23 protein-coding genes are annotated in these 20170 nt (G+C 45.1%); 11 read left to right on the top strand and 12 right to left on the bottom strand.

What is annotated here, in order from left to right; all coding sequences use genetic code 11:
• Window positions 1-1272: 1272 nt before the first annotated feature.
• The 11 genes from DUL71_RS29005 to DUL71_RS29055 are packed head-to-tail and all read right to left on the bottom strand — an operon-like array spanning window position 1273 to window position 10503.
• A complete protein-coding gene (locus DUL71_RS29005) occupies window positions 1273-1962 on the bottom strand; it encodes a MarR family winged helix-turn-helix transcriptional regulator (protein ID WP_161964537.1) in 690 nt (229 codons plus the stop codon).
• A 37-nt stretch (window positions 1963-1999) separates the two neighbouring features.
• Entirely contained in the window at window positions 2000-3067 is a 1068-nt protein-coding gene (locus DUL71_RS29010) for an oxygenase MpaB family protein (RefSeq protein ID WP_114941324.1), read from the bottom strand.
• Window positions 3067-4314, bottom strand: a complete 1248-nt coding sequence (locus DUL71_RS29015) for an NAD(P)/FAD-dependent oxidoreductase (RefSeq protein WP_114941325.1) — start codon at window positions 4312-4314, stop codon at window positions 3067-3069. Before DUL71_RS29015 ends, DUL71_RS29010 begins: the two co-directional genes overlap by 1 nt.
• A gap of 3 nt (window positions 4315-4317) precedes the next feature.
• On the bottom strand, window positions 4318-4974 hold the full coding sequence (locus DUL71_RS29020; RefSeq protein ID WP_114941326.1) for a flavin reductase family protein: 657 nt from the start codon (window positions 4972-4974) through the stop codon (window positions 4318-4320).
• A 1-nt stretch (window position 4975) separates the two neighbouring features.
• The gene (locus tag DUL71_RS29025; protein WP_114941327.1) at window positions 4976-5692 is read right to left on the bottom strand and encodes an SDR family NAD(P)-dependent oxidoreductase; all 717 of its coding nucleotides are present in this window, start codon (window positions 5690-5692) and stop codon (window positions 4976-4978) included.
• Window positions 5689-6372, bottom strand: a complete 684-nt coding sequence (gene folE, locus DUL71_RS29030; RefSeq protein ID WP_114941328.1) for a GTP cyclohydrolase I FolE — start codon at window positions 6370-6372, stop codon at window positions 5689-5691. The genes DUL71_RS29025 and folE overlap by 4 nt, the downstream gene beginning before the upstream one ends.
• A complete protein-coding gene (locus DUL71_RS29035) occupies window positions 6366-7124 on the bottom strand; it encodes a lycopene cyclase domain-containing protein (protein ID WP_114941329.1) in 759 nt (252 codons plus the stop codon). Before DUL71_RS29035 ends, folE begins: the two co-directional genes overlap by 7 nt.
• Window positions 7121-7591 (bottom strand): sterol desaturase family protein, encoded by a 471-nt coding sequence (locus tag DUL71_RS29040; RefSeq protein WP_091221236.1) that lies wholly within the window; start codon window positions 7589-7591, stop codon window positions 7121-7123. The genes DUL71_RS29035 and DUL71_RS29040 overlap by 4 nt, the downstream gene beginning before the upstream one ends.
• 1 nt (window position 7592) lies before the next feature.
• Window positions 7593-8114 (bottom strand): isopentenyl-diphosphate Delta-isomerase, encoded by a 522-nt coding sequence (gene idi / locus DUL71_RS29045; protein WP_154402507.1) that lies wholly within the window; start codon window positions 8112-8114, stop codon window positions 7593-7595.
• A 38-nt stretch (window positions 8115-8152) separates the two neighbouring features.
• Window positions 8153-8989: a phytoene/squalene synthase family protein gene (locus DUL71_RS29050; protein WP_114941330.1), complete on the bottom strand. Its 837-nt coding sequence runs from the start codon at window positions 8987-8989 to the stop codon at window positions 8153-8155.
• The gene (locus tag DUL71_RS29055) at window positions 8986-10503 is read right to left on the bottom strand and encodes a phytoene desaturase family protein (protein WP_114941331.1); all 1518 of its coding nucleotides are present in this window, start codon (window positions 10501-10503) and stop codon (window positions 8986-8988) included. Before DUL71_RS29055 ends, DUL71_RS29050 begins: the two co-directional genes overlap by 4 nt.
• Before the next feature lie 527 nt (window positions 10504-11030).
• Between DUL71_RS29055 and DUL71_RS29060 the strand changes: the two genes are divergently transcribed.
• The 10 genes from DUL71_RS29060 (at window position 11031) to DUL71_RS29105 (ending at window position 17992) form a co-directional block, all read left to right on the top strand.
• Complete coding sequence (locus tag DUL71_RS29060; RefSeq protein WP_114941332.1) at window positions 11031-11393, top strand: response regulator; 363 nt, start codon at window positions 11031-11033, stop codon at window positions 11391-11393.
• 21 nt (window positions 11394-11414) lie between these two features.
• Window positions 11415-11939, top strand: a complete 525-nt coding sequence (locus DUL71_RS29065) for a DUF892 family protein (RefSeq protein ID WP_114941333.1) — start codon at window positions 11415-11417, stop codon at window positions 11937-11939.
• A gap of 659 nt (window positions 11940-12598) precedes the next feature.
• A complete protein-coding gene (locus DUL71_RS29075) occupies window positions 12599-13177 on the top strand; it encodes a Crp/Fnr family transcriptional regulator (protein WP_114941335.1) in 579 nt (192 codons plus the stop codon).
• A gap of 105 nt (window positions 13178-13282) precedes the next feature.
• Window positions 13283-13879, top strand: a complete 597-nt coding sequence (locus DUL71_RS29080) for an isochorismatase family protein (protein WP_114941336.1) — start codon at window positions 13283-13285, stop codon at window positions 13877-13879.
• A gap of 49 nt (window positions 13880-13928) precedes the next feature.
• Window positions 13929-14666 carry a pirin family protein gene (locus tag DUL71_RS29085; RefSeq protein ID WP_114941478.1) on the top strand — a complete coding sequence of 246 codons (738 nt, stop codon included), beginning with the start codon at window positions 13929-13931 and terminating at the stop codon, window positions 14664-14666.
• Between the two features lie 5 nt (window positions 14667-14671).
• Window positions 14672-14989 (top strand): cupin domain-containing protein, encoded by a 318-nt coding sequence (locus DUL71_RS32460; protein WP_208645685.1) that lies wholly within the window; start codon window positions 14672-14674, stop codon window positions 14987-14989.
• A gap of 12 nt (window positions 14990-15001) precedes the next feature.
• Entirely contained in the window at window positions 15002-15169 is a 168-nt protein-coding gene (locus DUL71_RS32465; protein WP_208645686.1) for a hypothetical protein, read from the top strand.
• Window positions 15170-15572: 403 nt separating this feature from the next.
• Window positions 15573-15875 (top strand): ArsR/SmtB family transcription factor, encoded by a 303-nt coding sequence (locus DUL71_RS29095; protein WP_114941337.1) that lies wholly within the window; start codon window positions 15573-15575, stop codon window positions 15873-15875.
• A gap of 15 nt (window positions 15876-15890) precedes the next feature.
• On the top strand, window positions 15891-16997 hold the full coding sequence (locus tag DUL71_RS29100; protein WP_114941338.1) for an NADH:flavin oxidoreductase: 1107 nt from the start codon (window positions 15891-15893) through the stop codon (window positions 16995-16997).
• A gap of 8 nt (window positions 16998-17005) precedes the next feature.
• Window positions 17006-17992 carry an LLM class flavin-dependent oxidoreductase gene (locus DUL71_RS29105; RefSeq protein WP_114941339.1) on the top strand — a complete coding sequence of 329 codons (987 nt, stop codon included), beginning with the start codon at window positions 17006-17008 and terminating at the stop codon, window positions 17990-17992.
• 1537 nt (window positions 17993-19529) lie between these two features.
• Here the strand turns inward: DUL71_RS29105 and DUL71_RS29115 are convergent.
• Complete coding sequence (locus tag DUL71_RS29115; RefSeq protein ID WP_114941341.1) at window positions 19530-19859, bottom strand: hypothetical protein; 330 nt, start codon at window positions 19857-19859, stop codon at window positions 19530-19532.
• A gap of 133 nt (window positions 19860-19992) precedes the next feature.
• Between DUL71_RS29115 and DUL71_RS29120 the strand changes: the two genes are divergently transcribed.
• Window positions 19993-20151: a lmo0937 family membrane protein gene (locus DUL71_RS29120; protein WP_114941342.1), complete on the top strand. Its 159-nt coding sequence runs from the start codon at window positions 19993-19995 to the stop codon at window positions 20149-20151.
• The last annotated feature ends 19 nt before the right edge of the window (window positions 20152-20170 follow it).

Consider the following 20170-nt stretch of genomic DNA (forward strand, 5'->3'; position numbering starts at 1 on the left):
ACCAGTCCGAACTAAGGGAGGGTTACACATATAGCACACATATTTGACATGCAAGTCATAGATATTATCAATTATAAGACGATGAAAGCATTTGACGAAGAGGCAGACAATGAAACGCTATTAGTCGGCTAAAGCGCTACTTATACCTTGAATTGTCGAGATCGTTAAAAGGGAGTTCAAGCTCTTTTTTTTAAAGCTTTAAGAAACAAGGATTCATAGTTATAAATAAGATGAAACCTGTCAATGGTCATCAATATGCATACCTTTTACCAGATGTCTTCACATTCAGGATAAGAATAATTTAAGCTTATGAGTACCTTCTGTGATTGTATCCATTTTTTAAGGTCGTAAAGATTGACGATCAGGTGTAATTGGAGGAAAGGATCAGCATTTGCACTAAGTCTGCAATTCAAGGACTAAAGGGTTTAAGGCATTTTAATTCGTCGCTATACTCTTTTGAGCGACGGACGGCGGATATATTAGCGAGAACTCTAAGACTGCCCTATTGTATTAAAGCTAATTGCGTGCAGAAATTACGTGGTAAATATTGATATTTTTAACATGTGCGTATCGAATGGCTTAGCGGATGAAGTCATGGGCTCCCGCTTCAGTGCGTTCCTTTTTCTCTCCCTGCTTGCAGAGATCACAAGCACGGGCGGTCCGTTCGTTTCCGATTTTTATGCTATGCGCGTTGTACCTGGTCACCATATAGACATCTATAAATCAAGAAGTATTGGCGTTGGATGCCGCTTGTCAGTAATCTCATAGAGCTGGAGGCTCTTTTTAGAGGTTTGTTTCAAAACCGTTTTTCTGAGCGGATGAGCTCAAGCGTATCCAGTAATCCGTCATCATCATAGATCAGTATCATTTTGTTAGTCATTGGGGCTCTTTTCATACTTAGGCAAAGTAAGCTAAAAGTTGAACCTTTTTCCCGGCTCGCTTTCAAAGCATTCCTCGGTAGTTTTTAATAGTCTGTTCGCAAACATACATTACGATACTTATTCCCGGGAACCGCTGCTGAACATCGGGCTCGAAAAGATAGTCAATTATAATGGAGTTGGCGGATTCGGCAACGCCGGCTACCAAAGCCTTTTCGGTCTCTCATTCGGGGCCCAGGTTTTCCTCTTCGGAAAACGGAAGCTGGACGAAATAAAAAGTGATCTGAAATAATCCGCCGATACGCTCGGACCGCCGGGTCTGCACTTTAATTTTCCATGAGGACACAAATGTATGATTGTTGCACTGTTATTGAAGTAAAGGTGCTTTGCTCTTTCATGATATGGCACCAACCTCCGCAGCAACCTTTTTGAGGTCTTCTTTATTAATTATTGTTTTTCTTTGGTAATGTTCCAAATGAAAGTTTTCGAGCTTTTGCAACAAATACTGTAATGTGAGTTTCTCAGCAAGGGTTAATTTGCCGGTGATGATCGTACCCACATAGCTGGTGTGCTCAAAGATCTCGAACAGTAAAGACCTGCCCTTTTCGGTTATCGCGATTAGCTTGCTTCTTTTGTCCTTTTCATCGTCCCACTGTTTCACCAGGCCGGAGGCAACGAGACGTCTGATAACTTCTGTACCAGATGCTTTTTCCTGTAAATTATGGCTGATCAATTCACTTTTTGACAGAAATTGGTGGGTTAACAATATCGCTAATGCCGTAAAATCCTCGGCGGTTTGCAGTGGTGTGCCTTCCAGTGCTTTTTTTATATAAGATTTCGCGTAGCGGCTCATAAAAACAAACAAGCGGCCGATATTATTATCGAGCTGATAGGCAATATTCAAAGCGGTGCTGTCATTGTCGCCAAATCTAACTTCAGTACTATGATTATTATCGGCAGGCTCACCAACTTTATTCAACAGAAAACCTGTAAAATCCTGTAAAGACGCTTCCCGTCCCTGGTTTTCTTTTTCCAGTTCGGCTACAAGATCGATCAGTTGGTGAATAAGTTGGTATGATTTCATGTTTTTATAAAATTGAGCAGCCAGACAATTTTCAAATTTAGTTCCTTTTACTGAGTTCCGGGTTTTGGTTTTTGAATGCTGCATAAGCTGCAAGGTAATTTTGCTTAGCATCTCCCTGCGGCTTAAAGCTTCTCAGCAGGTTCAGTATTCTGATCAGCCTCAATTTATAAGCGGGCAATTCAGGAGCATTAATCGCCAGCATATCAGCCATTTCTTTTCCAAGCAGGTAACGCATTAAGCCCAGGATATCGTTGGCAGTCGCCTTACTTTTATTCACCGAAAGAATATGAGCGGTTAGCGATCTGGTTAGTTCCTGTCCATGCGCAGAAACAGTGAATTGCCTTCGTTTAATAATATTATCAAGTTGCTGCGCCTTTTTAGAATTTTCCGGGATCAGATCTTCATCTAAGCCCGATAAGTAACCTACCACTGCCCAGATATGCATAAATGCTGCCTGATCTTCCTCGCTAACGCTGTAACCGAGCATTCGCAACCCGCGAATTACGATCAGCGAAAATGACAGGTTTGTTCCGGCCATGTCTTCCTGGTTGATGGGAAATCCCCAGTTATCCTTCCATTTGCCGCTTTGCAGGGTGTAGTAACGAACGGCCGCATGCATGATCCGCACTTTTAAAATTTCCTCGAAAGCGATTCCGTCCTTACTGAAAGCATCCGGCCCCATTACTTCCCAAACAAAAACAGCGGTATCAAAAAGCCTTTTGGTAGTTTGCTTTCGGATTAGCTCGGACAAGTATAACACCATTGCGCCATTGGCGGCATTATAACAATAGGGCAATGATAGCAACCCGAGCAAACTCAAAATGATCTCAGAATGCCGGGCAAAGAAAACAGCGCCGGTTTTCATCAGCCGTGGCTGTGCCCATGTGGGCAGTTCCGTAGCTTTATCAATAAAGGAAAAACCCGGAAAGGTATCTTGTATTAAATTCAAGTGGAGAGTACCAGAAGCGCCACCCATCCAGTCCTGTAATTGCTTTTTTTTCGCCGGATCCCTAAAAATATAACGTATAAACTCATCCGCCTGCGCGTCGCCCAACAGTCGTTTACGGTCTAAAAGTTCATTGCTATATGAATTATGATTCCTCATTAACACATGGTATTTATCATGGCCTCTGCAGCCAGCCTGCCACTTTTCATAGCCGCATTGATCGAGCCATTCATCAAATAATCACCACAGGTGAAGCATTGGGCATTTACCGACATGGTTGTATAATCAGGTTCATTAATTATGTGGTCGTCATTGGGCAGCGCATAATCAATATGGTAGGTTCTTAAATGCTTCCAGCTGACGGCTTCGGGATACCAGAATTTCAATTCGTTAACTACATTTTCCTGGAGTTCGTTTTGGTTGGCTTTAGAATGATCCTCGATCAGCGACAGTGAAATTAAAGTATCACCGTTTTCAGAATACCGGGTGGAAATACGATCCATTACCGCTATGTTATTTACGATTTTTCCCGGTAACGTATTTAAAGCTATAAGAGGCTTTTCAAACGGTCTTTTTTTAGCGGTGAAATACATATTGCTAACAGAGTGGTGTTCAATTTTCGAATTTCTATTACGTATGGGGGAACGCAAAGGATCGGTAGCGATCAAAACAAAGTTAGCCTGATACCTAACCCCATCCGTTGTTGTTACCGAGCCCCTATTAACAGCGGATACATTTTGATGAAACAGCAGTTCCTGTGAAGAAAGGCATCCGGCAAGTTGTTTAGGTATCATGCCCATTCCTTTGGCTGGGACCGCAGCATTTCCTTCGCTAAACATTTTGAAAACAAACTCAAACATTCTGCTGGAAGTACTTAGCCTGCCTTCGAGAAATATCCCGGTCATAAAGGGCCGGAAAAACTGGTCCATGACCGTTCCGCTAAAACCTTCTTTTTTCAGGTATTCTGTAGTAGTGATCTCCGGTTCTGAAAATATCTCATCTATACTTTTACCAGCCAATTTTAGTTTTAACCGTAGCATGCGTAATTTATCGGCAAATTTCGCCGCTGGAGACAGCAAAGTACTCACTATCGAACCTGGCTGCCTGGCCGGATCTCCCAAAGTAGTGGTGCCCTCCCTGTTCAAAATAATTGCGCCGGAATCAAATTTGCATAATTCCAGGGCCTTGTAATCTAATATTTTTTGGGCTTCGGGATAAGCTGTTAAAAAAACCTGGAAACCCCGGTCGAGCAGGTAGCCGTCTACCTCATCTGTTCGCACTCTGCCACCTACGCCATCGGAGGCCTCCAAAACCAAAACCGATTTGCCGGCAGCCTTTAATAATTTGGCGGCAGTTAAACCGGCAATGCCCGCGCCTATAATAATCACTTCCGCGTCTTTTTTCATCACTTACGTATTGAAGTTGACATATGTATTTAATAGATGGGGTTCAACACCGGGCTTGGCATAGGCGAGTTGCCCAACGGGTTGCGCAAGATAATAAGTATCCAAACCGGCCACGGTCATGGTTCTTGCTTTGCCGTGATCAGCTGTTCCATCCGGCCCGATCAATCCGTCTTCTGTCAGGATATGAACTATTTCACCAATTACAATGGTTGTTCCGTTAACCTCCATATCAATCATCTCACGCAGTTCCAGCCCTATGCGTATGTTGGATGCTGCAACAAAAGGCGCTTTAAAGCCATTCAAATAATGCTTTTTGAAATGGCAGGCATCAAACTCAGAAACGCCCGAAGGATAACTTGCACTGGTTTGATGTGCCTGTATATACCATTCGGGCAGCACGTTATTGAGGGTGTATTGTCCTGTTGATCTGATATTACGCAGCGTATCATTGTGCTCACGTTCAGGCCGGATCACCATTCCGATAAGCGGCGGGTTGGCACCCAAATGGAAAACAGAACTGATGATACACAGGTTGGTGATACCATCGTTACCGGTAGTGCCCAAAAGATTCAAAGCCCGGTAGCCTATCAAACTATTGATCAGGCTTGTCCGGTATTGCTTCTCCATCTGAAAGATCTGTTCGCTTTTTATATCCTGCATCTTAACTTGTTTTTAATTTACCTAAACCACCATCCATGCCGATAACCTGCCCGGTCATCCAGCTGGCATCATCCGATAATAAAAAGGCGATCAGCCGGCTGCTATCTTCGGGTTGTCCTATCTTTCCTAAAGGATGGCGTTTAGCTGAGGCTTCCCGTTTTTCAGCTGTGCTCAACAAGGTTTGAGCGAGTGGCGTATCTGTTAACGACGGTGCAACCACGTTAACCCGGACATGCTGGGCGGCAAGCTCGGCTGCCAAAGACAGGGCCACACCTTCAACCGCACCTTTTGCCGCTGCGATACTGGCATGGTAAGGCATGCCTGTTTTGGCGGCGACAGAACTGATCAACACGATAGATGAACCGGCGGCATTTTTTATAGGTTTAATAGCTTGCCGGATCATACGTGCTGCACCTAAAACATTCAGCTGGAAATCCTTCAAAAAGTCGTCATCAGTTAACCTGCTGAACGGTTTCAGCGTGATGCTGCCAACAGAATAAACCAGGCCATGCAATTGCCCTGGAAGGAACATTTCTACCGCCTCCAAATTTTCTAAAACGTCGGCTTTTAAAAAATGTACCTCTTCCGGCCACTCGGCTGATGCCGATCTTGATATCGTATAAATATTTGCTTGCTGCTGATGAAGCAATTTAATCAGCGACAGGCCAATGCCGGAACTTCCACCGACTACCAGGATATTTTTTCCGTTGAAATTCATGATCCGATATACTTTAAAAATTCATTCTTAGTTTCCATATTTAAAAACTGTCCGCTATATTCAGCGGTAATCGTGGTGCTGCCGGCGTCTCTTATACCACGACTGGATACGCAATGGTGGTGCGCATCTATGATAACCGCGACATCTTTGGTGCCCAATGCTTCTTTGAGCATATTGGCTATTTGCATGGTGAGCCTTTCCTGCACTTGCGGCCTTTGCGAACAGTACTGAACAATTCTGTTCAGCTTTGATAAACCGATCACCTGCCCGTTACTGATATAGGCAACGTGGGCTTTACCCACAATAGGTACAAAGTGGTGCTCACAATTGCTAAATACAGCGATATTCCGTTCCACCAACATCTGGTTATAGTTGAATGGATTTTTGAATAAAGTGGGTTTGGGTTTATGAGCAGGGTTCAAGCCGCTGAAGATCTCCTTCACGTACATTTTAGCCACCCGCTTAGGCGTATCTTTCAAACTGTCATCTTCCATATCCATTCCCAAAGTTTCCATGATCGCTGTAAAATGTTTGGCAATCAGTTCCATTTTGGTATCATCGTCCAGTTCAAAAGCGTCAGGACGGAGTGGGGTGTCGAAGGCAGCATGATAATGATCCTGCTCCAGATCTGTTACCACCCGCGCTAAAGTTAAGTCATTCGGTATTTCGTTTTTTAGCATGAAATTGTTTTAACATAAGTTAAAGAGCTTTTGCTATTTATCGCCTTTCTCTGATTTTTAAACCAAGGGTAAAACCTCGCGCTTAAACCTGAATAGATCATTACATTTAGTAAGATCAAATCCATGCCATAAAAAATATCCTCAACGGGAATGGTCAAAATACGTAAGCCTGTAATATGCGCCGGGTTGTACCAAACTACCGGGTTTTCCAGGCCGGTGCCAGTCAGCAAACCATTCACAATGAGAAAAGGTAGTAACAACAGCAAGTAAGCATTATAAAACATTGACAGCCAGTTTACTTTTAAAATAAACTGTGCGGTAAAAAGTAAGATAGTTAAAGCAGCGAAAGTGTAACACGTGTAATGTTGTTTATGAAACCAGATTGCCATAAATAAAGAAAGGGCTATTAGTAATGAGCTAATGATAATCTGGTAACGGGCAGATATCTTTTTTTTGATCATTACATTTAAACAAGCATAAGTGAACACACATGAGTAAGGGATAAAAAAAAAGAACAACACTTCTTCAACAGGCAAGTTGCCGATGTAGATGCCTGTGAGGTAAACAGGATTAAAGCCCCATATTTTTAAGTGAGTGAAATACATATCCCAGGCAATAAATATTCCTCCTGTTATGAACATTGCCGGAAAAAGTGAACGCCAGTTTCTATAAAACTTCAGGCTGGGATGAAATGAAAAAAGAAAGGGCACCAGCACCGAAAAAAGATTGATTAACAGATATGTAAATCTCATGCCGGGTTGTTTTTTGAAGTATTACGGAAATATTTCCAGGATACCCATAACATACCGAAGCTTTCGCCGTCATATTTACCCGTATGCTTATGGTGCATTTTGTGCGCCCGGCGGATGGCTTTCAGGTAACGGTTCTCTGAATTACGCAGCACTTTTATCCGCTGATGGATAAACAGGTCGTGTACAACAAAGTAACAAGCGCCATAAAGCGTTATGCCTGTGCCGATGCAAGTGCATACCGGCAAATGATACAGCGCTCCTGCCGCAAGGCAAGCCATGCCGGGAAGCGCGAAGATCAGGAAGAACAAGTCGTTACGTTCCAGAAAGCCATCATGTTCTTTCAGGTGGTGATCGCGGTGCAGCGGCCAGAAAATACCATGCATCATATATTTGTGGGTTAACCACGCCACACCTTCCATTCCTGAAAATGCAGTTATTACAATAGCAATGTTAATGAGCAAATTCATTTTAAATAATTTGACGGTAGATTTCCAATACTTGTTCCAGGCATATTTTAAACCAGGCTGTATATTGTTCAGGCTGTTCCAATAATTCAACAATTAACAAATCGGTATCTATATACCTAAAGCCGGCCACTTCCGCAGGATTTGGCAACGGCAACTCATCGCTGATGCCCATAAAAACATGATCGTATTCATTTTCGATTAAGCCGTTCGCAAATTCATGACGATAGCTGAACTGAAATAACTCTGTCAGTTCACAATCCATTCCCATTTCTTCCTGCAAACGTCTATGAGCGGCATTCTGTGTAGTTTCGCCTGCACGCGGATGACTACAGCACGTGTTAGTCCAAAGCCCGCCTGAATGGTATTTATCCAAATCCCTTCGCTGAAGCAGCAACTGGCCTTTGCTGTTGAATACAAAAACGGAGAAGGCGCGGTGCAGCGTTCCTGATATATGAGCATCCATCTTATCTATTTCACCAATAGCGTTACCGGCTGCATCAACTATAATTATGTTATCTTCCAATTTTTATTTATTTAGTTTACCAGATATTTCATCAAACATTAAAGCACATTCAACTTGTACCTTACCAATGAATCGAACATTAAATAAAACTTGTGCCCGTTTGATACCCGTATCCTTTCCAACATTACTTTTTCGGCCGATACCTTCGCTATCTTCCCGAATAGTTTTTTATAATAAACGTAAGCCAGATAAACACCCTTGCGGCATGAACGCGGCAATTCCCTGATCCCTTCCAGGGCTTCGTTAAATTCTGAAAGAATATCCTGTTCTATTGTACGCTTATTCTCATCTGAGAAGGCAGACAGGTTAACATTCGGAAAGTAGGTGCGATTCAGTTGCTGATAGTCGGCGCTTACATCCCTGAGAAAATTCACTTTTTGAAAAGCCGACCCCAATTTCATCGCAGGCATTCTCAAGCGCTCAAATTCGTCTTTATTACCGTTGGTGAATACGTGCAGGCACATCAGCCCCACTACCTGGGCAGAACCCATGATATACTGATCGTATTTCTCTGCATCATACAATTGTTCACCAAGGTCCATTTCCATACTGTTTAAAAACTGCGTAATGAGGTGATGTTCAATTTTGTACTGGTTTACTACCTGTTGAAATGAATTAATTACCGGGTTGATACTTATGCCGCGCTCTATAGCCGTAAAGGTATCCGCCTTCAATTCGGCAAGCATAAGTGATTTCGGGTAATCATGGAAACTATCTACAATCTCATCGGCTAATCTCACAAAGCCGTAAATAGCATGTATAGGATTACGTACTTCCTTGTTAAAAAATAATATCCCCAGGGAAAAGCTGGTACTATAAAGCCGGGTTGTTTCCCTGCTGCACGTAGCAGATAAGGTATCAAATCGTTCTTTCATTTATTGTCGAGATATTGAATAAGCAATTTAGCGGAAACCTTACCTGAAATAATTGAAGGTGGCACCCCCGGCCCCGGGACGGTAAGTTGCCCGGTGTAAAAGAGGTTTTTTACCTTTTTATTTTTGATGGAAGGTTTAAGATGAGCGGTTTGCATTAGCGTGTTGGCCAGGCCATAAGCGTTCCCTTTAAATGAATTATAATCTGTTTTGAAGTCATTCACACAGTAGCTTTTCTTATAGTCAATCGCGCTTCTGATGAACACTCCGGTATAAGCTTCCAGCCGTTCCATAATCAATTCAAAATATTCCGCTCTTAACGCCTCGGTATCTTGTATACCCGGTGCCAGCGGAATCAGGATAAATAAATTTTCATGTCCATCCGGGGCTACGCTGTCATCTGATTTTGAAGGGCAGCAAACATAAAAAAGCGGCTTTGTCGGCCATTTTGGATCTTTGTAAATCTCTGTTGCATGCAACTTTAAATCTGCATCAAAAAACAAAGTGTGGTGTTTCAGCTTTTCTATTTTGAGGTTTACCCCCAAATAAAAGATCAGGCTCGAAGGAGCCATTACCCTTTTTTGCCAATAGTCTGCACTATAGTTCCTGTATTCTTCATCAAGTAGTTGTTGCTCCACATGATGATAATCTGCCGATGCAATGACGCCATCGTAATAATCTTCGCCATATTTGGTGCCAACCTTTTCGATCTTTCCATTTGCAACCTGTAAATGGCTTATCGGTGAGTTGGTATGAAAAACTACTCCCTGTGCTTCGCATACTTTTTGCATAGCTTCGATAACTTTGCCAAAACCGCCTTCAGGATACCATGTACCAAGTTTTAATCCGGCATAATTCATTAAACTGTATAAAGCGGGCGTATCTTGTGGCATTGCGCCGAGGAAAAGCACCGGAAATTCCATTAATGTAATTAAACGAGGATCTTTAAAAAATCGCCTGACATGCTTACTAAATGAAGTAAAAACCTGCAGTTTTAAAGCCCCTTTGATTAGATCCCAATCGGCAAACTCTAATAAAGAAAGCCCTGGTTTGTGAACCAATTTATTCATCCCGGTGCGATATTTATAGGCGGCTTCTTCTAAGAAAAGTTTAAGCTGTATGGCGCTTCCAGGCTCTATCGATTCAAAAAGCGATTCTAAAGCAGCGTAGTCCGCAGGTACGTTTAAGACATCGCTTTTTCCGAATACAATAGTGAACCCGGGATCAAGTTGTTTCAATTCGTAAAAATCGGACGCTTTATAACCGAAATGATTGAAAAAGTCCTCAAACACTTCCGGCATCCAGTACCAGCTCGGCCCCATATCAAAAGTGTAACCTTCCTCAACCATTTGACGGGAGCGGCCTCCTATGTCAATGTTTTTTTCATAAATATTGACACGGTGCCCTGCTTTGGCTAAATAGGCGGCCGCACTTAGGCCGGCATATCCGGAACCTATCACAGCGACAGCAAATTTTTTACCAGGAATAGTATGATCGATATGATTTGGCTTTAACATTAGGTATTTAAGGAAACAGGTTAATTTGAATTGTTGAATCAAATATAATTCAATAATATACTATATTTTGAATAATGGTGTATTTTTGTACTAATTCAGAAAGGTTTTAAATTGCATTTGCACAAACATTTTTTACTGTTGATCTTATTTTTACCTGATAGCTTTGTAAACACTGAGAGCTTGGAGGAAGTAGTTGCCGCAGCATCGCCCGGTGTTAAGCAAGAATGTGAAGCCAGTTGAGAAAGCTTTTAGGAACGAGCATAGTTGGCGAAAAGGGTTTAGGCTTGACAAAATATAACACGGGTTTTATATAAAGAACATATTTTTAGAATATACAAAACATTTACAGCCAATCTGATCAAAAAATCCATTTAATAAAACAGCGTGTATCGAATGTGGAACACTTTGCTATCTTACTATAGGTAAAAGCAATTGTATTTTCCTTAAATCGGCTTCGTAAATTATTTTAGTTTTTTTCTGAGCCTTTGGATACGCTTTTGATATACTTTTCTGAATAAACGCATCATATGTCTAAAAGAATAATGGTAATTGACGACAACGAGGATATCCTTGAAATATTGAACATTGTATTCCAGGATTGCGGATACGATGTCATATTGTCCAATACAGGCGAGGCTGCCCACAACATCGTGGTGATTCACCCGGACCTTATTTTGCTGGATGTGAATATTGTTGGGTCCGAGAAAACGGGGGCGGAAATTTGCCGTGAGATCAAATCTAATTACCTGACCGCTAATCTGCCTGTGATGCTGGTTTCAGCCGAAACCGACCTTGACCTGATAGCAGTTGGTTGTGGCGCTAATTCATTTGTAAGAAAACCATTTGACATCTATGAATTATTGATGCATGTTAAACAATACCTATCTTAGCAGAAAGATTAAACAGCTATCATGGAAAAACAACCCGGCGGATCTGCTCAAAAAATCAGTCTGGCAAAACAAGAACTGAAGTCGTTTTTTATCAGTCACCTTAATAAAATTTACGCTGCCAAGGCTCATTTGGTTTCGAAGCTACCGCAGATTGCCAATGAAGCGCATTTTAGGGATCTTCGACATGCCATAATAGAAACAATTGAGGATGTGGAAAAACAAATGGCGCGGATGGAAATGATATTCGCTTTGCTGGACAGCAACATCGATCCCGGAAATTTTAGCGGATTAGCCGGTTTGGTCGATGACGCGTTTGAGGATATTAAACTGCATGAAAAGAAACATGAGCTCAGAGATATGTCCATACTGTTTTATCTGCACAATATCGAAAGCATGGAAATGGCCTCATTTCAGATTCTACGAATAGCTGCAGTTAAACTGAAAAACAACCAGATTAAACAACTCATCCAGGAAAACTATGATGAAGCCAAGGCTGACAGGACACTAATGCTGCTGATTGCGGCTAAATACATTACTTCGGTTTAGCGTTGTTCCTTAACCATTGGATATGCGTAGCTATATCATTTCTGACACAAGGTAAGATTTAGCCATCTTAAAAATTTCTTCCAATTATAATCTTTAATGTTACTTTATCCGAGCGCTGGGGAAAACCAAATCCCAGCCCCCGCGTTAATTTACCATGCTGGATTAAAATCCAGATCAGTTGCTAAAAAAATTGATGTTCCTGTTTGAGGTACGGATCGTAATGGAAAAAAGGTCCGGTACTTGGCATTTATTCCCGGCCAAGGGCCACAACTTTTGTTACGTCATAACCTGCAAAGAGCATGAATGTGCTTATCTTATGCCTATACTCCCCGATGTGCTAAACGAGGCAACGCATTACATCAAATGTCTCAGAGGTTTTTTTAGGAAAACGAGGTTTCATTTCCAGGTGAATTCCGATTTCTTTTGTAAGATATATCATCGCACTGCATAGCGGTGTCCATGCAATGAGTACCAATTCGACAGTCAGGTGGACAGTCGGTATATTAAGGGAATTTTCAGATAATACAGCCATAACGTCAGGTAGTAACACGCCGGCGAGAGAAAACACAAGAAAATTCTGAATATTACTAATTTTTGGATCAACTACCTGACGCAATGTCCAGTATACGATCTATGATCCAAAATGTTATTTTTGGATTATGTTCGAGCTGCTTTTTGAATACATACAACGTTATGGCAAGCAACGATTGTCGGAAGCGGAAAGGGAAATGATCCGGGGGATAATGCTGCACAAACGCCTTCGCCGTAAACAACTTTTTCTGGAGGAAGGGAAGGTATGCACGTATACGGGCTTTATTGTTCGTGGCGCTACCCGGCAGTTCAGTATAGATGAGCAGGGCAATGAGCACATCCTGCAATTGGCCATAGAAAACTGGTGGATCACGGATCGTGACAGCTACATGAACCGTATTCCGTCGAAGTATTTCATTGAGGCCTGGGAAGATACAGAGCTCCTCCTGATGCCGCGGGAAAAACTGGATAAGCTACTGGAAATACCCGCGATAAAAGGGATGTTCTGGCAGATGAGCGAGAATAATCATATCGCCTCGCAAAAACGGCTGGATGATACCATCAGCCTGCCGGCCATCAAACGCTATGAACATTTTGAACAGCTCTATCCCGAGATCGTGCAGCGTTTTCCAGCTCACCAGATCGCCTCTTACCTGGGCATTGCCCGCGAAACGCTGAGCCGGGCCCGATCACGCTCGCTGCGTTAAGGATCACCGTGACTTTTGTCAACATGCGTTCGTGACAAAGGTCATCGTCCGTGGCCGGTCCTTCCCGGTACTTTTGCTTTGTAAACATAAAAAAATACAAAGCAAATGAAAAAGTTCAAGATCGATGACACTGTCATTTTACTGATCGACCACCAACAAGGAACCATTAATTTTTCAGCCAACCGCCCGCAAGAGGTGATCATCTCTCGTGCCCGCGCACTGGCGCTGCTGGCCAAAGGCCTGAACATCCCGGTCGTACTGACCACCAGCCAGGAAAATATGCAGCAGGGGCCGCTGATCAAAGACCTACAGGAAATATTACCTCAGGAGTACGCTGACCGTGTAAAGCGTCAAGGCATTACCAATGCCTGGGATGATCAAGAGTTTAAGTCAGCGGTACTAAAAGCGGCTGGTGGCCGTAAGAACATGGTGATGGCTGGTCTGACCAATGACGTTTGTATCGTCTGGCCGGCGATCGACATGCGGGAAGAAGGCTTTGACGTTCAGGTTGTTATTGACGGTGGTGGCTCACCGACGCAGATCGCTGAAGACGTAGCCCGGAGTACCTGGGAAGCACAAGGCGTCCGCACGACCACCATCAGCCAGTTCTTTTCTGAACTGATCGGCAGCTGGGCCTCACCGGAAGGCGAGATCGCCAAACCGATCGTTATCGATGAGATCTATTCCATTTTATTTAAATAATTGATCATGACCGCGCCGGCAGACCGGCGCGGTTTTAAAGACAATGCTTATGTTACAGAAAATAAACAGTGATACCTTTCGCGGTAATGGACTGATCAGGGTACTATACCCAGGTTTGGGCTTAGGGGAAGGGGATACGGGGCTGGGAAGTATCGGACGTATCGATTATGCGACCTTCCGGGGCCGGCACCATATCGCCATGCATCCCCATGTGAATGATGAGATTCTTTCTTATTTCAGGTCCGGCAGCGTACAACACCGCGACAGCCAAGGTTTCGAGGAGACACTGAGCTGCGGGCGTATGATGCTGATGAAAGCCGGAACGTTCTTTCAGCATGAAGAGGATATTGATGGTACGACCGAGCCGCATGAGGGACTACAGATCTTTATCCGGCCGGGCGAAAAGGATCTGAAGCCGCAGGTCATCTTTCATGACCTGGAGAATTTATACAGTGATCAGGAATGGCGCTTGCTGGCCTCACCGGATGCAGATGCCGTTTTTCAGTTCAGCAGCCGGACCTGGATCTATGATATCCGGCTGGCTGCCGGAACGTCTGCTAAATTACCGGAGATTCCTGTACCCGGTCTGACCGGTCTTTTGTATATTTATCAGGGCGGTCTCACCCTTCATGGCGATCTGCCGCTGCTGAAACAAGAAGGGCTGATCTTCCGGAATGAAGTCTTCGGGGTGGAGACAACTGCCGGTGCGGAGCTGGTCCTCTTCCTGACCGATGAGCAGGCTCCTGTTTATAAGGGAGGTATGTACAGTGGGAACCAATTGCATTAAATACGATGGAAAATACAGTTCATATATTGCGTAAGGAGGATGGCAGGCACTTGGGTGTGGCCGGCGGAAATTACCGGGTGGTCGTTTCCGGTAAGAATACCGGTGGCACCTACGCCGTGATCGAAATGCTGGTGCCGCCGGGCGGCGGGCCGCCGCCGCACAGCCATCCGCTGACAAAGGAGACCTTTTATGTGCTGGAAGGCGAAGTCACCTTTAAAACGGAAGCCGGGCAGCAAATGGTACAACAGGGTGGTTTCGTAGTCATTCCCTTCGGCGGGGCCATTCATTGTTTTCAAAATAATTCGACGGCCCTTGCCCGTTGACTTTGTACGGTCATGCCGGCCGGACTGGAAAAAGTATTTGAAGCGATCGGCACGCCGGTCGCGCCGGGAGAATTTCTGCCGGGGCCGGAACTGACACCGGAACGCAAAGCTTTATTGCAGCAATTGGACGAGGCCCATCAGCAGCGAACCTATCAGCGTGATCATCTGGACCGGAGCTGACAGGCCTTGGTATTTTTGTAAAACCAAACATCTCTTGCTTTATTGCATATCGCTTAACGACCGGAGCTTGCCACCGGGATGTGCAACGGCTAATCGAACCGTATCCGATGTGCCGGATAATGTCATTTTCAGTACTATCGTTAATGAAGATGATGCCATCAGGCAATTATTTGAGCGTTGAAACGGATTAACAAATCAGTAATCTGCGAAAAAGATCGTTACTGAATCAGAAATCATTGTTCCCTAATAATTTCGAGATCGCCCTTTTTACCCAATTTGTGGGCTACCCAGCCGGGGTTCAGCAATAGTTCATAGTTGCGGCCGGTTATTTACGATAGATCAGCGAAAAGTCATCTCTTAAGTTAAATTGGTATATCGGAAAATTCCGATATATCTTTGCTGCATGGATCAGGTAGAAATATTCAAAGCGCTCTCCAACAAGACCCGGCTGCAGATACTGGCCTGGCTGAAAGAACCCGAGCTGAACTTTCCCGGACAACTGGAACATACCAATTTTCAAGACGGCGTCTGCGTCGGGCAGATCCAGCAAAAATCCGGGCTGACGCAGTCCACCGTTTCTGAATACCTGGCGCTGCTGCAGCGTGCGGGTCTGGTGGAATCGAAGCGTAAAGGGCAGTGGACCTATTACAAAAGGAACGAAGCTGCTTTCGAAAAACTTTCCCAACTGATCCTGTCTAACGTTTAATACAAACATTTACTGATGAATACTGACAGCTTATTCAGGCCTTTCGCCCTGAAAACATTGAATTTAAAGAACCGAATCGTGATGGCGCCGATGACGCGCTCTTTCTCGCCAAATGGCGTACCTACCGAAGCAGTAGCCGCTTATTATAGCAAACGGGCCGAAGGCGATGTAGGCCTGATCCTTTCCGAAGGCACGGTGATTGACCGCCCGGCATCTTCCGCCGATCCCAACATCCCGCATTTTTATGGTGATGCCGCATTGGCAGGCTGGCAAAAGGTGATCGAGGGCGTACACGCCGCTGGCGGCCGTATGGGCCCGCAGATCTGGCACCAGGGCGTTTCGCATAACCACCATTCGGGCTGGCTGCCACCTACACCTTTTGAAGGTCCGTCTGGCTTGAATAGCCCTGGCTTTAAGAACGGCAATACGATGAACGATGCCGATATCGCCGATACAATTGCCGCATTTGGCCGCGCGGCAGCAGAAGCCAAACGCCTTGGCTTTGATACCCTGGAACTCCATGGTGCTCACGGTTACCTGATCGACCAGTTTTTTTGGGAAGGCACCAATGAGCGCACCGACGTTTATGGGGGTAAAAGCCTGGCAGAACGCACCCGTTTTGGCGCGGAAGTGATCAAAGAGGTCCGGAAACAGGTTGGCGAGGTTTTTCCGTTGATCATCCGTCTGTCACAGTTCAAACCCACTGCATATGATAACAAACTGGCCAAAACACCGCAGGAACTGGAAGCCTGGCTGACACCCTTGATCGAAGCGGGTATCGATATTTTTCACTGTTCGCAGCGCCGTTTCTGGGAGCCGGAATTTGAAGGCTCCGACCTTAACTTTGCTGGCTGGGCCAAAAAGATCAGCGGCAAAGCGACCATCAGCGTAGGCTCTGTAGGTCTTTCGGGTGATTTCTTTAGCGCTTTCGCAGGGCAAAGCTCCGAGCCAAGTTCACTGGATGAATTGGTACGCCGGATGGACAAGGACGAATTTGACCTGATCGCTGTTGGCCGCCCGATCCTTGCCGATCCTTTCTGGGTACAAAAGATCCGTGACGGCCGCAATGATGATTTGCGCACCTTTACCAAAGAGGCGCTGGGCCAATTGATCCTCCAATAAATAATCAAATGAACATCAAATATTCAGTTCTCGACCTGGCGACAGTCATCCAGGGACATACCATCGCGGACAGTTTTAATTATAGTGTGGCCAACGCGCAACAGGCAGAAGCTTTGGGCTATACGCGTTACTGGTTTGCCGAGCACCATAACATGGTGAGCGTCGCCAGTTCGGCCACCAGTTTGCTGATCGGGCATATCGCCGGCAAGACATCTACGATCCGGGTCGGTTCGGGCGGCATCATGCTGCCCAACCATTCACCGCTGGTAGTGGCCGAGCAGTTCGGTACGCTGGAAACGCTTTATCCCGGCCGCATCGACCTCGGTTTGGGCCGGGCCCCGGGCAGCGACCAGGCAACGGCATTGGCCATCCGTGGTGAAAATATGAATGCAGCCTTTCATTTTCCGCATGATGTGGCATCTTTGCAGCATTACTTTGCGGGCGATCATCCGAATGGAGTGAGCGCGGTTCCCGGAGAAGGCTTGGATATACCCATCTGGATACTTGGTTCCAGCCTGGACAGCGCCAGGCTGGCGGCCGCCAAAGGCCTGCCTTATGCTTTCGCCAGCCATTTTGCACCGGCCCAGTTTTTACAAGCCATGGAACTTTACAGGAAGACATTTAAGCCCTCCCGGCACTTATCCGAACCCTACGTCATCGCCTGCGTCAACGTAGTAGCGGCTGACACGGACGCAGAAGCGCATAACCTGGCCACTTCCCTGCAACAATTGTTCAAGGGCATCGTCACCGGCAGGAGGCAACCTTTACCGCCGCCGGTGGAAAGCATGGACGGCATCTGGAGCGCTGCCGAACGCGAAGCGGCCATGCAGATGCTGGCTTATTCCTTCTTTGGCAGCAAAGAAACGGTTCAGGCGCAATTAAATGATTTTATCAGCCGCACGGGCATCAATGAATTAATGGCCACATCGCATCTCTACGATCAGCAGGCTAGATTAAAATCCTACCGGTTACTGGCGGAAGCATTAAATGCTTAACTAGGGGGTATGGGAGAACCCAAAAAAACTGGAACTGATCATCGAGGCGCGCGTGAAGCTCAAAGCGCGTTTCGAAGAGCAGATGCAGGCCACGGCTTCAGTGGCCGATGAGCAGCCAAAAGGCTTCGGACCGTCGAACCGGCACAATATGCCTAGCATCCCGATGAATAGTGCAGGCTTTACAGGAGAAGTTTTTTGCTGCTATTCGGCTTTTTTATAAAAGAGTTTAAAGTAATGCGCCCAGTTTTTACCATCTGTCGACTTCTCTCAATTTTCCGATATGATGTCTTGATCATGGTTGACTTCAGCTGTAAAGCGTTGCCTAAATTTGGACACATTACGCCATAGCTTCCAAATATCGTTTTCAACACTCACTTCATATACGCGGGGAGGTTGTTGGTCATCCATATACAAAACGGTGTAATTCTGCGCAACTTTATCATGACCGATAAACCATATCGCCCAAACGCACGGGGGCGGGAGATCCTGGCCAAATATCCCGGCGCTAAACTGATCGAGGTTCGAACCCACAACGAGATTCCTGAGCTGTTCGGGTTTGCCGGTCAAGTCGAAGACTGCTTGTACAACAAAAATTAGACACTGATCCTCGGCAGTAAACATGTGCTCAGCGCCAGACCCAATACGTGAAGCCCGCACTGGGTCGCGCCTCCCCAGTCTAATGGTGGCACAATGTCGTGTTCGTATTGTTATGTACCGCGGCGGAAAGGCTACGCGTCCCCATGACCCTATTCATAAATATTGAAAAGATCATGGGATACCCGGAGCGACATGCAGCCCGTCAGGACAGGAAGCTGCTTCCTGCCCTGACAGACCCGGAATTTTAGGTTTACGAAATCGTTGAAAACGGGGATTGTTCGGCAGACGCCACCATCTGTGATAATGTTAAAGACCTGGTTCATTTGTTCCGGCGGCTCGATAAAGCCAAGCTTACTTTCGCTAACAAATTCGTAAACCGTGAATTGCTGAATTATGATCCGCAGCGCAAAACGCGCATTGGTTTCAGTCTTATGCCACACCAGATGCCGAAACTGGTTGATGTACGCACCACACCGTGTGTGAGCGGATCGCTGTGATGAAAGATTTCTTAATGCAGGTTACGAAGTTAATATATCCTTTGCTCCAGTCATTTTCTATGAAGGCTGGCCGGAAGACTGGCACAGGCTGTTACAGAAACTGGATGACCAGCTTGCTACGCCTGTCAAACAGTAACTGGAGGCAGAGATTATATTTTTAACACATAACCAGCACTTAGCTGAGGTTAATAAGAGCTGGCATCCCAAAGGAGAGGAAGTGCTTTCGCGACCCGATATTCAGCAGGTCAAATACAGCCAAACCGGTCAGCGTAACGTGCGCTGTAAAAATAACATTAAACGTGAACTTGTCAGAGAATTAGTGGGTTTATGCGCGGAAATGATCACTCACTGCACTATCCGTTATGCTTTCTTAAACCATTAGTTTCACTCAATTTATCAGTAAAATACTGTCGAGACTTTAATTTGAGCATAATCAATATGCGTTACCAGGCTGCCGGGTTATTTCGTATCCCGCTTAACAGTTCGATCAATTCGTTTACCTCTTCGGCGTCCAGCCCCGCGGCTCCGGAAGCATAGCTGAATAATTTGTCAGGCAACTCAAATTTCAATGTTCCGAGATAATCGGGATCATTAACTACTTCCAGTAATTCTTCGTTCTGCCGGGATTTTAGCTGTTTTGGGGTAGCAAATCCAGGGTCTCTGAAAATAGTGTAGCTTTTGGTGATCACGGTATGGCCATTCAAATGAGCCAGGGTATCCGGGAGCACCATCACTTTACGGTTGGTATGTAATGTCAGGAATAATGGGGCCATGATGGTAAATTATAAGATCGGTGGACCGAATATTGTGCCAATCGCGCAGCTCAATTGACTTTTTTTACAACCTGTGAGGATTTTTGGAACAGCCTTTGCACGATGAGATGATCATTTACCTAAAAAAAATAAAATGAGATCACTTTTGTACATCATAGCAGTTATCCTGGTTATAGGATGGGCTATCGGAACATTCGCTTATGCAGCCGGCGGGCTGATCCACGTATTGTTGGTTATTGCAATTATTTCGTTGATCCTGGGATTCCTCAGAAGGGATACCACTGTAGTCTAATGTATCAACCCTTGCAGAT

Source organism: Mucilaginibacter endophyticus (assembly GCF_003351025.1).
Classification (GTDB): Bacteria; Bacteroidota; Bacteroidia; order Sphingobacteriales; family Sphingobacteriaceae; genus Mucilaginibacter; species Mucilaginibacter endophyticus.

Excerpts from the sequence above, each read along its gene's own strand:
- DUL71_RS29005 (WP_161964537.1), bottom strand. The coding sequence starts at position 1,962 with ATGAAATCATACCAACTTATTCACCAACTGATCGATCTTGTAGCCGAA.
- DUL71_RS29010 (WP_114941324.1), bottom strand. The coding sequence starts at position 3,067 with ATGAGGAATCATAATTCATATAGCAATGAACTTTTAGACCGTAAACGA.
- DUL71_RS29015 (WP_114941325.1), bottom strand. The coding sequence starts at position 4,314 with ATGAAAAAAGACGCGGAAGTGATTATTATAGGCGCGGGCATTGCCGGT.
- DUL71_RS29020 (WP_114941326.1), bottom strand. The coding sequence starts at position 4,974 with ATGCAGGATATAAAAAGCGAACAGATCTTTCAGATGGAGAAGCAATAC.
- DUL71_RS29025 (WP_114941327.1), bottom strand. The coding sequence starts at position 5,692 with ATGAATTTCAACGGAAAAAATATCCTGGTAGTCGGTGGAAGTTCCGGC.
- folE (WP_114941328.1), bottom strand. The coding sequence starts at position 6,372 with ATGCTAAAAAACGAAATACCGAATGACTTAACTTTAGCGCGGGTGGTA.
- DUL71_RS29035 (WP_114941329.1), bottom strand. The coding sequence starts at position 7,124 with ATGAGATTTACATATCTGTTAATCAATCTTTTTTCGGTGCTGGTGCCC.
- DUL71_RS29040 (WP_091221236.1), bottom strand. The coding sequence starts at position 7,591 with ATGAATTTGCTCATTAACATTGCTATTGTAATAACTGCATTTTCAGGA.
- DUL71_RS29050 (WP_114941330.1), bottom strand. The coding sequence starts at position 8,989 with ATGAAAGAACGATTTGATACCTTATCTGCTACGTGCAGCAGGGAAACA.
- DUL71_RS29055 (WP_114941331.1), bottom strand. The coding sequence starts at position 10,503 with ATGTTAAAGCCAAATCATATCGATCATACTATTCCTGGTAAAAAATTT.
- DUL71_RS29060 (WP_114941332.1), top strand. The coding sequence starts at position 11,031 with ATGTCTAAAAGAATAATGGTAATTGACGACAACGAGGATATCCTTGAA.
- DUL71_RS29065 (WP_114941333.1), top strand. The coding sequence starts at position 11,415 with ATGGAAAAACAACCCGGCGGATCTGCTCAAAAAATCAGTCTGGCAAAA.
- DUL71_RS29075 (WP_114941335.1), top strand. The coding sequence starts at position 12,599 with ATGTTCGAGCTGCTTTTTGAATACATACAACGTTATGGCAAGCAACGA.
- DUL71_RS29080 (WP_114941336.1), top strand. The coding sequence starts at position 13,283 with ATGAAAAAGTTCAAGATCGATGACACTGTCATTTTACTGATCGACCAC.
- DUL71_RS29085 (WP_114941478.1), top strand. The coding sequence starts at position 13,929 with ATGTTACAGAAAATAAACAGTGATACCTTTCGCGGTAATGGACTGATC.
- DUL71_RS32460 (WP_208645685.1), top strand. The coding sequence starts at position 14,672 with ATGGAAAATACAGTTCATATATTGCGTAAGGAGGATGGCAGGCACTTG.
- DUL71_RS32465 (WP_208645686.1), top strand. The coding sequence starts at position 15,002 with ATGCCGGCCGGACTGGAAAAAGTATTTGAAGCGATCGGCACGCCGGTC.
- DUL71_RS29095 (WP_114941337.1), top strand. The coding sequence starts at position 15,573 with ATGGATCAGGTAGAAATATTCAAAGCGCTCTCCAACAAGACCCGGCTG.
- DUL71_RS29100 (WP_114941338.1), top strand. The coding sequence starts at position 15,891 with ATGAATACTGACAGCTTATTCAGGCCTTTCGCCCTGAAAACATTGAAT.
- DUL71_RS29105 (WP_114941339.1), top strand. The coding sequence starts at position 17,006 with ATGAACATCAAATATTCAGTTCTCGACCTGGCGACAGTCATCCAGGGA.
- DUL71_RS29115 (WP_114941341.1), bottom strand. The coding sequence starts at position 19,859 with ATGGCCCCATTATTCCTGACATTACATACCAACCGTAAAGTGATGGTG.
- DUL71_RS29120 (WP_114941342.1), top strand. The coding sequence starts at position 19,993 with ATGAGATCACTTTTGTACATCATAGCAGTTATCCTGGTTATAGGATGG.